Annotated in this window: 11 protein-coding genes and 1 pseudogene; 1 reads left to right on the top strand and 11 read right to left on the bottom strand. The window is 38.8% G+C overall.

The features are described from left to right. Window positions 1-72: 72 nt before the first annotated feature. From HMPREF1654_RS02855 to HMPREF1654_RS02805, 11 genes and pseudogenes are all read right to left on the bottom strand, one after another. Window positions 73-701, bottom strand: a pseudogene (locus tag HMPREF1654_RS02855) (aspartate/glutamate racemase family protein). A gap of 75 nt (window positions 702-776) precedes the next feature. Continuing rightward, window positions 777-1,529, bottom strand: a complete 753-nt coding sequence (locus HMPREF1654_RS02850; protein ID WP_003077792.1) for a hypothetical protein — start codon at window positions 1,527-1,529, stop codon at window positions 777-779. A 4-nt stretch (window positions 1,530-1,533) separates the two neighbouring features. Further along, a complete protein-coding gene (locus tag HMPREF1654_RS02845) occupies window positions 1,534-1,761 on the bottom strand; it encodes a hypothetical protein (protein WP_003077479.1) in 228 nt (75 codons plus the stop codon). A 15-nt stretch (window positions 1,762-1,776) separates the two neighbouring features. Beyond that, window positions 1,777-2,439, bottom strand: coding sequence for a hypothetical protein (locus tag HMPREF1654_RS02840; RefSeq protein ID WP_003077616.1), 663 nt, complete (start codon window positions 2,437-2,439; stop codon window positions 1,777-1,779). Continuing rightward, a complete protein-coding gene (gene purK / locus HMPREF1654_RS02835) occupies window positions 2,439-3,530 on the bottom strand; it encodes a 5-(carboxyamino)imidazole ribonucleotide synthase (protein WP_003077525.1) in 1,092 nt (363 codons plus the stop codon). The genes HMPREF1654_RS02840 and purK overlap by 1 nt, the downstream gene beginning before the upstream one ends. Continuing rightward, entirely contained in the window at window positions 3,517-4,005 is a 489-nt protein-coding gene (gene purE, locus HMPREF1654_RS02830; protein WP_037589505.1) for a 5-(carboxyamino)imidazole ribonucleotide mutase, read from the bottom strand. The genes purK and purE overlap by 14 nt, the downstream gene beginning before the upstream one ends. 321 nt (window positions 4,006-4,326) lie before the next feature. Next, window positions 4,327-5,508, bottom strand: coding sequence for an ATP-grasp domain-containing protein (locus HMPREF1654_RS02825; RefSeq protein WP_003077478.1), 1,182 nt, complete (start codon window positions 5,506-5,508; stop codon window positions 4,327-4,329). Between the two features lie 59 nt (window positions 5,509-5,567). Further along, entirely contained in the window at window positions 5,568-6,827 is a 1,260-nt protein-coding gene (purD, locus tag HMPREF1654_RS02820) for a phosphoribosylamine--glycine ligase (RefSeq protein WP_003077821.1), read from the bottom strand. Window positions 6,828-7,115: 288 nt separating this feature from the next. After that, the gene (locus HMPREF1654_RS02815; RefSeq protein ID WP_003077810.1) at window positions 7,116-8,204 is read right to left on the bottom strand and encodes an RES family NAD+ phosphorylase; all 1,089 of its coding nucleotides are present in this window, start codon (window positions 8,202-8,204) and stop codon (window positions 7,116-7,118) included. Then, entirely contained in the window at window positions 8,201-9,148 is a 948-nt protein-coding gene (locus tag HMPREF1654_RS02810; RefSeq protein ID WP_003077536.1) for a sce7725 family protein, read from the bottom strand. The genes HMPREF1654_RS02815 and HMPREF1654_RS02810 overlap by 4 nt, the downstream gene beginning before the upstream one ends. 12 nt (window positions 9,149-9,160) lie before the next feature. Continuing rightward, window positions 9,161-9,988 carry a sce7726 family protein gene (locus HMPREF1654_RS02805; RefSeq protein WP_003077688.1) on the bottom strand — a complete coding sequence of 276 codons (828 nt, stop codon included), beginning with the start codon at window positions 9,986-9,988 and terminating at the stop codon, window positions 9,161-9,163. 243 nt (window positions 9,989-10,231) lie between these two features. Between HMPREF1654_RS02805 and HMPREF1654_RS02800 the strand changes: the two genes are divergently transcribed. Beyond that, window positions 10,232-12,160, top strand: coding sequence for a GBS Bsp-like repeat-containing protein (locus tag HMPREF1654_RS02800; protein WP_003077795.1), 1,929 nt, complete (start codon window positions 10,232-10,234; stop codon window positions 12,158-12,160). Window positions 12,161-12,197 lie beyond the last annotated feature (37 nt).

Raw genomic sequence — 12,197 nt, 5'->3', positions numbered from 1 at the left:
TACCACTTCAGCATCTTTTACAAACCCAATTGCATAGCCTTTTGTAGTTACACTTCTAGTTTACCACAATAATCACCTATTTATTGCTAATTCCGCCGCTTTTTGAGCATGGATAGTTGTTGTATCATAGAGCGGAAGGGCTGTGTCTGCCTGTTTGACTAAAAGGCCAATCTCTGTACAGCCTAGGATAACGGCTTCAGCACCAACATTTTTCAAATCATCAATAATGGCAAGGTAGGCTTGCTTTGAGCTGCCTTTGATATCTCCCAGACACAGCTCATCATAGATGATTCGGTTGACTTCAGTAATGCCAGCTTGGTCTGGAATCAGCACCTCAAGCCCTGCTTCAAGCAGCTTTTCCTTGTAAAAGTCTTGAGTCATAGTGTACTTGGTGCCCAAGAGACCAACTTTTTGAATGCCATTTTCAAGAAGAGCCTCAGCAGTTGCCTGCGCAATGTGCAAAATTGGAATCGCGATTTGCTCTTGAATCTGCGGGGCAACCTTGTGCATGGTGTTGGTGCAGATGACAATAAAGTCCGCACCAGCCTGCTCCAGTTTCTAGGCAATTGGCTCAGAACTTCCGCACTCTTGTCCCAATCGCCACTGACTTGATAGTGTTCAATCTCCGCAAAATCAACACTGTAAAGCAGAATCTTAGCCGAATGCAGCCAACCAAGTTCTTTTTTTATTGTCTCGTTGATGAGCTAATAATAGGAAGTCGTGTTTTCTTCACTCATGCCGCCGATAAGACCGATTGTTTTCATGTTATCTCCCTTTTATTTACTCAAAAAATAGTCGCATAAACGAGAACCTTCTAATGTTTTTGGATAACTAATTCCATAGTTCTTTTTTGCAATACGACAATATCCTTTCGAACCGATTTGATAAATCTCACTATTAATTTCCCCCGCTAATGTCGTATAATAGATAGTTACTTTTTGAGGAACATGTTTAAAGTCAGCTTTCCCTTCTAGTAAATATGCTTGTATTTCATTTTGATGTGTTTTTGAAACAACGTATATTCTCCGACCAACATCAAGTTTAGGAATGATTTCGCAACTATGCTCTTCTCCAAAAATGATATGAAGATTGAAAACTGGCTGAACATTCACAATTTCAATTGAGAGAATTTTATCTCTTTTGTTATTTAAAGCGTAAGTTTTTTCAAAATCATTTGCCTCAACATGTTTATTTCTTTGATTATTTTTAACAAGATGATACCAATGTTTATCATCAAAATAGATTTTACAATTAGGCTTTATGAGCTGATAATCATAACTTAAAATGAATTCTGGACGATATTTCAATAAGTCTTTATATTTTTCTCTTGATATTTGAAAATGGATAACTAGTACGGATATGACAATCCCAAATATGCTACCATAAAAACTCAACCAATCTCCTAGTTTAGGATTTAAATATCTTGAGACAAAAGACAGAACGATGGAAAGAATTGGTCCCATTAAAAGAATGACGATCAACAGAAATAGGAATATATGAAAATTTTCTTTAAAATACTTTTTCGCCATTTTTCTATTCAAACTCCTCTTTCCCAATTGCCACCGACGGATAGTGAGGTAGGTTACTGAGATCAGTATCCAATGGTAAATCATAGATTGCCAAATAGTTTTTAGGATATTGGCTAACTAATTCTTTATATTTGGTTTTAACCTTTTCATGGTCACTACTTGCAAATAAGATTTCCACTACAGCAGCTTCTTTGCCGTCTTCCACAAAGGCGTTAACAATGATTTGGATCATATCAAATGTCCCCTCTTAAATAATACCTAAGTCAGTCCTGATGACTTGTTCAAGTTTCCAACGAATATCATCCAGTCTATTTTGTCTTCCATCAGCATATTCCAAGGTTCTCCCTGCTATAAAAGCATTACGCCAAGTAACATCAAACTCCACTAAGCAATTTTTTACATCTTGACTGGCATACAATTCAATAATCTTATCGGTACTTCTAAGTCGTTCATATTCTTTCTTAGCTAAAAAATACTGATTTTTGATTTTTTCTATTTCCTTGATATAGTATTCTCTATTCTGAATTTCTGTTTTGATATCTTCTTCATCTTGATAAGTAAGACCTTTTCGCTCTAATCGCTTTTGATAATCTTCCTTAATCTGAATTTCCAAAATTCTATTCACCGTATCAAAGTTTTCTGAACTAAAGTTAGGTCCATATGATAATAGAGTCATGACATCATATGGAGTTCTATTTGGAAATAAAGATATTATCCTGATTAACTCGTTATAAGGTTCCGTTAATTTTTCTTGTTTTTGTACTTGACTTTGTATTTTTCGTTCTTGTATCTTCGATTTTCGTTTATCAACATAGATATAAATCCCCCATAAAAAGCCAAGAATCCCTACAATCGCTAATACAGATTGCCAATTAAAATAACCGTGTTCATCTGTAAAAAACTTATCCACTAAAAATCAATCCCTTCCCCAAACTCAACCACGCTATCCGGCGCATCACTAAACAAAGTCACATGCCCCATTTTGCGGTTGTTCTTCGCTTCTATTTTACCATACATGTGGAGGTGGGCGCTTGGATTTTCTGTGACATATTTTTCAGCGGCTTCGACATGCTGGCCGAGAACATTGAGCATGACAGCTGGCGCATGTAGGTGGATAGCTGGCAATGATGCTCCCAGAACACCGAGAATATGGGTGTCAAACTGCGAGAAGTCGCAGGCTTCGATTGAGTAGTGGCCAGAGTTGTGGGGGCGTGGGGCGATTTCGTTGACAATGATATCGTCTGCTGTCGCAAACATTTCCACGCAGAGCGTTCCTGATAGCTGGAGTTTTTGGGCAATAGTCACCGCCATGGCTTTAGCCTTATCAGCTAGCTGGTCTGAAATGCGGGCTGGCACAATGGTCTTAGACAGGATATTGTTGCGGTGGATATTTTCCTGAACGGGGAAGACCGTCACGTCCTTGCCGTTTCCTGAGATAATGACCGAGATTTCAAGGTCAAAGTCTACAAACTCTTCCAAGACGCACTCAGCAGAGTTTGCTAATTGGTTCGCGGCAGCTAAATCGTCGTGTGATTTAATAACAACTTGACCGTGACCATCATAACCGCCTGTGGCCGTTTTCAAGACGTAAGTCTTGCCCAAATCCAAATCCTCCAAGTCCAAACTAGAGGTCACCACCTTATATGGAGCGACCGTCACGCCAGCCTTATTGGCGAGGAAATTTTTTTCAAAAATACGGTTTTGCGAAATGCGCAGCAAATCAGTCCCCTGCGGCAGCTGACCGTCTCCTACGACCGCATCAAGGCCGTCAGCGTCGACATTTTCAAACTCATAGGTCAGCAGGTCGCAACGCACAGCCATTTCTCGCAAAGCATCCACATCATCGTAAGGCGCCACAATCATCTCAGACACGCGCGAGGCAGGACAGTCCGCCGTCGGATCCAGCGTCACCACCTTGTGCCCCATGTAAATCGCCGCGATAGCCATCATCTGACCCAGCTGACCGCCGCCGATTATGCCAATGGTTTTAGTTGAGTTCATTCGTTGACTCCTCTGCGATTTTTCCTTGTTTCTCTGCAAAATCTGCAAGCAGCTTCGCCAGGTCTTGGTCTTCAATGGCCAAGATACGCAGGGCTGTCAGGGCAGCGTTGGTCGCTCCCGCTTCACCAATGGCCATAGTTGCCACAGGCACACCGCCCGGCATCTGCACAATGGAATAGAGCGAATCCAAGCCGCTGAGGGCGCGTGATTTGACAGGCACACCGATAACAGGCAGTGTTGTTTTAGCTGCCACCATACCTGGTAAATGCGCGGCACCGCCTGCACCTGCAATGATAACCTTGATGCCGCGGCTGCGGGCTTCTTCTGCATGTTTGAACATGAGGTCTGGTGTGCGGTGGGCAGAGACGACTTTCTTTTCATAAGCCACGCCAAAGTTATCCAAAACTTGAGCGGTTTTTTGCATAGTGCTCCAGTCGGATTTGGAGCCTATGATAATAGAAATAAGTGGTTTCATAATAAGATACAAACGCCATAAAGGATCTCCAACAAAATGGGTGGTAAGTCAAAACTTTGATTTCGCTGACGCACCCCATCAGGACGACTAGGACTTTCTTAGCCTACTGGCGTAGAAAGTTCAGACATCTACAGCATAAGTCTTTCCTAGAGGCTTGTGCCTCGTCGTCAGACTCATCTTTTTGCCCAGTGTTGTTGTCGTATAGGCGTGTTTAATTCCTTTCGTTTTTTATTTTATAGCGACTTTTTGTCGCTTGCAAAATTTCCATAGAAAAACAGGAAAACTAACAGAATGTTCCTTTGAATAAACGGAATCTTTTGCTCAAATATTTTTTAGAGTGGTCGGTTCCACACTATAATGTTTAACGGTCTTATCAACCAACTTGGTGACACTTTTAGGATTTATCAATAAGCGACTGATAATAATCGCAAGAGGTATAAAACTTAGAGGATCCTTCCAAATAGGTGTTAACACCTCTTCACTGTCACTGTTAAAAAGCCACTTCCTCATTGTCCGTACAATCTTCTTTCTACTCTTCGTTCGCTCAGCAGTACCGATAAGCAAAGCCATCAGGCTATGCGTCCCTACCCCTGCTTGCCCAACACTAACATCAGATTTGGAATAGCAGTCATTGGCTAACTCTATCATGATTTTTGGGAAGTTAACTCCTGCTTTGTAGGCATTAGCAGGTTCAACCATTCTAGGATTGCACTCTATGTAATAAAAATGACCGTCGGTACGTATAAACTCTAAAGTTAAAGCACCATGCCATTGTAAAAATTGACCTAATTTTTCGACATGCTCTCTCGTTTTCTCAGATTCTATACTTAATCTAGCAGCAGCTGAACCACCGGCACCAGAACCCACTTTAACACTAGAATGAACCGCAAGTAACTGACCATGATGAAATACTGCTTGAACCTGACCATAGTCTCCGACTATGTCTTGCTGAACCATCCATTTTTCATCACTCGCTGTTAATCTGCTCGCAGCTTCCGCCAAATCTTCCTTACTTGTGATTTTATAAACTGAACGACCGGCAGTACCATAGTCTGCCTTTAGCCAATAAGGATAAGGAAGAGAAACAGATTCTAAATTTTCCACACGTTCCCATTTAGGAATTGGCAGATTTAACTGATCCGAAATTTCAGCAAACGCAATCTTCCCAGCCAGCTTTTCAATTTGTTCCTTATCAGCAAGCGCTACTGGCAAACGAGTTGGTAAAAATTTTTCCCCATTTGCCAATAACCAGCCTTCCTCATGTGTCGGCAAAATAGCTGCATAATTTTTTTGATGAAGCAGCTGATTAACTTGTTTCAAGTAATCTAAAGGAAAATGATTTACATCAACTGTCGGAATTCTATGAGTGAGTCGACTGAATGTTGCAATAGAAAACTTATCAGGAGACAGGACATCAACTTTGTAACCCTCTTTTAGCAATACTGTTAGAGTCTCTCTTGAAGTTAAGCTAGAACCTTCTAAAAATAGCAGTCTGTTTTTCATTTTTCAAACACCAGAATTCTATATTCAAGCCTCACGGCTCAAAGTTTAATACATTTGATTTACAAAGCCTTGCTTCCGATGTCCGTACGATAAAAGAGGCCTGTTGTGTTTTGTTTATTCAACTGGGTGTAAATTTTATCCTGCGCAGCCTTGACGCTATCGGCTGTGGTAACCAGCATATAGACGCGGCCGCCGTGTGACAAGAGTAGCTGGCTATTGCCATCAAACTTAGCCCCTGCATAATAGGTGATGATATTGCCACCAGTCTTTTCTGGCAGAAGCACCCCTTTTTCGTAGGCGAGCGGATAGCCATTTGAAGCAACCACCACGCCTAGGGTCACACCCGAATCCAGCCAAGTGATGTCAGGGTTCCTGCCAGCCAAAATATCCGTGATATTCTGTGCAAAGTCAGAAGTCAGGCGCGGCAGGATAACTTGGGTCTCGGGATCGCCAAAGCGAGAGTTGAACTCAATAACCTTAGGACCGTCCTTAGTCAAGATAAGCCCCGCGTAGAGCACGCCAAGATAAGGGCGACCCTCAGCAATCATACCCTCAAGCACTGGTTTGACAATGGTATCAACCGACTGGTCAATCACGCTTTTCGGCAGGTGAGGAACAGGAGCGTAGGCACCCATACCGCCTGTGTTTGGTCCCTTGTCACCATCATAGGCACGCTTGTGATCCTGCGCCGCAGGCATAATGTAAAACTTGTCCCCATTGATAAAGGCAAAGAGAGAGAATTCCTCGCCATCAAGGAACTCCTCAATAACCACGCGCGCACCCGAGTCGCCGAACTTATTGTCCAGCAGCATTTCATGCGCCGCCTCGACCGCCTGCTCCACGGTTTCAGCCACGACCACTCCCTTACCCAATGCCAAGCCATCCGCCTTGACCACGATTGGAGCGCCCTGCTTTTCGATGTAGCCTTTAGCTTTCTCGAAGTCGGAAAATGTGCCATAGGCTGCTGTCGGCACACCGTATTTGACCATGATTTCCTTGGCAAAATCCTTGGACCACTCCAGCTCCGCTGCTAAACGAGATGGACCAAAAGCCTTGAGCCCAGCTTGGTTAAAATCATCTACAATTCCAGCTGCCAGGGCATCATCCGGACCGATAAAGGACCAAGCAACATCATTCTTCTTGGCAAATTCGATTAGTTTGGAATGTTCGGAAATTCCAATATTTACTAAATCCAACCCATCCAAGGTCATGCCATCGTTTCCAGGAGCAACAAAAACCTGCTCCACATCCTGAGACTCCAATAACTTCTTGGCAATCGCATGCTCACGACCACCCGAACCCACAACTAAAAGCTTCATAGCTAAGATACCTCTATGTTCATATCATAGGCGCTTACGCACCAAGCCAATGTTTTGTGTAAAAATTAATGCAATTTTTACGAATTATTTATCTAAATTATATCACAATCGTTCGTTTTATTCCATTCTAATGAGAAAAATAGGGAAAATAAGATGAATTTTAGGGAAACGAAATAGATTGCGGCTTCAGAAATCTTTACAAAACAAAAACGCCTCATCATGAAGATGGGCGAAGTAGAGCAAAAATTCCTCAAACAAAAAGATAGTTAATTTTTTCAGGTAGAAAACCTACCATTCATATGAAATACGACTTATTTGTTTTGTCTTTATATCAATTACATCAAAGCACTCTGGTATGAATATGGCTAAATTATATCCTCCTGGATTCATAACGCTATGAAATTCAATTCCTTGATAGACAGATTCTCCAGAATCTTTTTTAGTTATAGATTTTACAAAATCAGCTATATATTGAGTTGGGAGATAATCTAAAACATCATCAGACTTTCTCATTACTCTCCCCATCTCATAATCAATTTGTTTTAGATGTTTTTTATTAATTGCCAACTCAGCAATATCATCAAAAATCTCAACTCGAAAAGGACTAATTTTATTAATATTTTTAAAATCAATAACTGTTATAGGAGACTTTAATTCAAAAATCCCAATGCAGACATGGTCATATAAACCCGTTCTAGTTTCATGTATTACTGTTTTTTCTGTGTCACCTAAATATAACGTTACAATTCCTTTTGCATTCGCTCTTCCGTCAGCAGATTTACCTTTAGGCGGCGCTCCTATCTCTTCTGATTCAAATTGTTTCCCGTCCTTTGAAATCCTACACCTATAGAATTGTTCTCCTTCTGGATAAGTCTTTTGGATCGCTTCGCAATACTTTTTTAAAATACATTTATTAATTTTATTTGAATGAAAACGGTTGTTATATTTAATATCATCAACAAAGTGTTCCCAACTTTTACTGAACAATGAATGATCTTGTAAATAGATTGGGTCATACATTTGTTTTATTCCAACAGTTTTCGTTAACAGTTCTGGATTATCTTCGAACAGTTTTTTACAAATCTCAGAAAGCATTTGATGAATCTTAAACTCTTCTTTAGCGGTAAATATATTCCAATTTGTAGCTATTTCCGTTTTTAGAAGCGTCTCTTGCCCAGCTGGAAAATTCTCTATTTTATCTACTGGAGAAAAAATAGAAATAAGAGAACTCACATAAGGAATCAAATAGTCGTCATGCTGTGTATCATAAACAAAAATATTTTGATTACCACAAATATCACAGTTATCCTGCCTTTCAGCTCTATTGACTTCATCTTTAAGAATCTCATCCGCAAAACAATCTTTACAAATTCTCATTCGCTGTCTCCACTATTCCGATCAAGATACTTACCAACCAATTCAATGTGATGCATAATAGATAATTTCTTTACTGTGCCAAGACCTGGATAAGAGCCCGTTCTATACAGTTTTTCAAACTCATTGATTGCCAGTGTTCTTTCCACTCGGCCCGTATTGACATAACCAATTAATTTCTCGAGTGCTTCCTTAAACTTACCAGCTGGATTTGTTGGATCTTGATTCGTATCTGATACAAAATGGTGAATTCTTAGATTTTCATCAGAGTCAAAATAAACAATATGAATAGCAACTGCATATGGAGCAAAACCGGATTCATTATATTCAGCCCCCACTATTGAATAATCCGAAAAACCTGTATATCCATCAGTTACAAAATATTTATGATCATCTGAGAAGAATTCATCATCTCTATCAGAATAATCTGTATTCCTTAGTAATTTAACAAAATTGTCACTAATTTTGACTTTATTTCCCTGAACTTCCCTTTTTAATCTTCCTGATTCTGAGATAAGATTGTACGCCGTTTCTTGACCCCTATAATTTTCGTTATATCCTTGTAAATCATCAGGCTTCTTACATACTGTTATTTGTTTACCAATATCAGTAATGGACTTAAAATTATCTTCTAAACTATAATCCTTACTCATCAACGAAACATAATAAAAATTCTCATTATCGTCAATCAACCTGTCCAATCGAGTAGCAAGATTACTTTTAGAAGAATCTCTATATTCCTCCAAAAAAGATCCTACATCTGGATTCATTATAAGAGAACATTTCTGACCTTTGTCTTTAAATCCCTCTAAAGTACTTACTAGTGTCGGAGATAGTCTTACTGGTTCAATAATTGGAATCACATTATTTCCTAATTTATTGTTGGTTAATAACTCTCTGAGTGCTATTAGCTCATACTGCCGACCTCTTAGATATGGAAAGTACATACCCTGCTCCTCCTATTTTTGTAAAAATTGTTTAAGCGCATCATAATCTTTTGGTTTAAAATTCATGAAATACACCAAAAATTTGAGTTCGTACGGGACTGCTGCAAATAATTCTTTATTGATTGGGTTCCTTTTTTTCAGTTCAATTAAAAAATCTGAATAAAATCGTCCCAGTGGAATATCTTCAGTTAGTTGCCTGCAAACATCGTAATAATCAAATTGAGAGACTTGAGGTAAGGAACCAAAACGCTTCTCAATAATACTTTCGTATTCATATTTCCGAAGAATACTGAAAATGACATCTCTGTCTAAATCATTGTTGTATTCCTTGGGTTCCATCACTGTTTTAATTTTTACGTTTTTTTGTAGAATATATAGACCAATAGGTTTATTAATCTCAGCAATTTTTCTTTTTGCCATTTCTATGTTCTTTTCGTATGTCACAATGGCAACGTGGTTAAAAGCTTTATAATATTCATTGATTTGATTTTCAAGCCTATCAAAATTGTCTAATTCTGTTTTTATTTCATACACAACTGCTTTCCCATTGATTAAAATAAAATCCGGTTTCGCTCTACCAACAGGTATTTCTGTTAAAGCTGTTGTAGTATTGACGCTATGTATTCCTAATAAACGTTTATTCAAAAGAGTATTCTTATAAAAATACTCGTTCCGATATGTTTTAGACAATTCTTGATAAACGCTTTGGATTGTTTCTAAATGACTCGTCTCTTCTTTTGATATTCTTTCAAAAACTTCATCTTTATTATATTTAAGAAGATTACTTATAGTAGCCCTTGAAAAAAATCTATTTAATAAATAGTTTGTTTTAACATTCACTATAATTACCTCCTCTCATTTCTTATAAAGATTATACCATAATTCAACTTATTAAAAAAACTATCTCATGTGGTTATTCTCAATTCTTTTAACAATCTTTCTTTCAATGGTTCATAGAATTCCAAATTATGCTGACTCTTCCGTCATCTCACAAATTCACAAAAAAAATAGTTTTTTAATTTTTAATTTCTTTCCCGAATAATCTAAATGGAACTATCCAAATTATTTATTCAAAGGAGATTTATGAAAAAATATAGTCAATTATTTTTACTATCCAGCGCCCTTTTGAGTGTTTTTTCAGCTCAACTAACAGTTCAAGCCTCGGAAGCAAATAATGCTTCAAAAAACTCAAATCCAACAACTCTTGCTAGCGATGTTACTGTCAATGTTTCTGGCAATAGCGTTTCTATCAACTACATACGTTCACAAGCCCAAAACCCCTACACCGTTTCCCATGCTGTTTGGTCTGATGAAAATGGGCAAGATGACCTTAAATGGTATTCCGCATCTCAAACATCAACAACTGTTGATTTGAGCCAACATTCTGGGTACGGTACTTTCCATGTCCATACATATATCAACATCAATGGAAAAATGATCGGTTTAAATGGAACGACATTCACTCTGAATAAACCTACTAGTCAAACAAAAATTACGACAGCTGGACAGATTGGACAAATTCATTTTACACGCAATAAAGATCAAAAAAATTCTAAAATTGTTCATGCCGTTTGGTCTGAAGAAAATGGTAGTGATGATCTCAACTGGTACGATGCTGAACAGGAAATAACTAAATTTGACTTTTCCAAACACAAGGGTTATGGGAGATATTTTGTAGATACTTATGAAAATAAAAATGGTAAAATGATTTATCAGTCAGGTACCACTTTTAACCTTGAAAAACCAAACCCTACTATCCAAACTAGTTTTCCAGAACCTGGCATCATGGATATTCGGATAAAAAATGTCCCTGAAACAATCTATAAACTTACTGTTCCAACTTGGTCTGATAAAAACGGACAGGATGATCTTCAATGGTATGCAGCTACTAAAAATCCTGATGGAAGCTACAATGTTAGAGTTGAGCTAAAAAAACACAACTATGACACAGGAACTTATCACATTCATGTTTACGGAGAAAGCTATGTCAAACCAGAGTTTACTGGCTTAGCTGGAACTACGGTACAAGTTCGTTCCGATCAATTACCTTCAGAAGAAGAGCAAAAGCCATTATTCTCTGTTGAAAATATCAATCAAGAACAAGGAACATATACGGTCAAAATTAAGGAAACTTCAAAATCCAAATCCATTCAATCCGTTCGCGTTCCTATTTGGAGTACTACAAATCAGAGTAATATCAAATGGTACACAGCCACTGACAATGGAGACGGAACTTTTTCAACAACCTTTAATATCCGCAATCATCAGGCTTTGTCTGGAACCTATATCAATCATATTTATGTAAAATATAAAGACGGTAGTGAGCATAGTTATGCAACAGATTCGGTTAGCATGTCCGCAGAACAGATAAAAACGAAAGTAGCTGTCACGAAACGCTCGATCTACAATTATGAAGTAACAGTGACAGATGCTTATGGAGATGGAAATATCATCCTGCCTACCTGGTCTGAAGTCAACGGGCAAGATGATATCCAGTGGTACCCAGCTACTAAAACTGGAAATGGTATCTACAAGTTCACTATTGATACGCAAAAACACACTGGTAGCGGGCTTTTCCACACACATGTCTACCGCAATCTCAACGGTAAAATGATTGGACTAACAGGTACGAGCTATCAAGTAGAGAAACCTGTTATTTCTTTCCAACCCAATTATGCCGCTGCAACGACTTATCCAAAAGGTCAATGCACTTGGGGCGCTAAAGCTCTAGCACCTTGGGCTGGAAATTATTGGGGAAATGGTGGCGATTGGGCTACTAGTGCCAGACGTGCTGGTTTTAAAACAGGAACAACTCCACAAGTCGGAGCCATTATTTGTTGGACAGATGGTAGTTACGGACACGTTGGAGTCGTCACTCACGTCGCCTCAAACACACGCATTCAGATTCAAGAGGCAAACTACGCTGGGAAACAGTACATTGGCAACTTTCGTGGCTGGTTTAATCCCCATGCAGCTGGGCAAGGAGTAGTCAGTTACATTTATCCAAAATAACTCTCTATAAAACTTTAAAACCTTGGAAATCAATCCA

Source organism: Streptococcus intermedius SK54 = ATCC 27335 (assembly GCF_000413475.1).
Taxonomy (GTDB): Bacteria; Bacillota; Bacilli; order Lactobacillales; family Streptococcaceae; genus Streptococcus; species Streptococcus intermedius.
Note: the sequence above shows the minus strand (reverse complement) of the source record. Positions and strands in the feature narration are given on the sequence as shown.